The 410-nt window shown below is 42.0% G+C and carries 1 protein-coding gene; it reads right to left on the bottom strand.

What is annotated here, in order from left to right; genetic code table 11:
* Positions 1–2: 2 nt before the first annotated feature.
* Positions 3–410, bottom strand: a 408-nt coding sequence (locus L1028_RS31150; protein ID WP_234541977.1) for a transposase, incomplete at its 5' end; no start/stop codon positions are given.

The raw sequence follows: 410 nt of genomic DNA, 5'->3' as shown, positions 1-410 counted from the left end.
ATTCAGTCCAAGCGGAAAGGTTCTTTCTTGGTTAAGATAGCATAAATCCAGTGGATCAGTTTATTTGCACAAGCGATCACAGCTACTTTAAACAGTTTGCCCTCAGCACGCTTCTTATCATAAAAAGCCCTTAATTTTTTATTACGTGAGCTTCGCAGACCACATCGAACAGCTTGGTATAAGGCTGTTCGGAGCCTTCTAGAACCGCGTTTAGTAATTGAATTTCGAGAAGCAGTAAACTTGCCGGAAGAAAAAACGCTTGGATCAATACCCGCAAACGCAATCAGTTTCTTTGCATGATCGAACCGATCGATTTCCCCGATTTCGGCTAAAATTGTTGCCGCAATTTTAGTACCAATACCGGGTATCGATTGGATCAAATCAAACTCCATTAATTCTTCAGCCAGGGC

The organism is Paenibacillus pseudetheri (assembly GCF_924513355.1).
Taxonomy (GTDB): domain Bacteria; phylum Bacillota; class Bacilli; order Paenibacillales; family Paenibacillaceae; genus Paenibacillus_AQ; species Paenibacillus_AQ pseudetheri.
The sequence above is the reverse complement of the archived record's forward strand: the minus strand, read 5'-3'. Positions and strand labels throughout refer to the sequence as shown.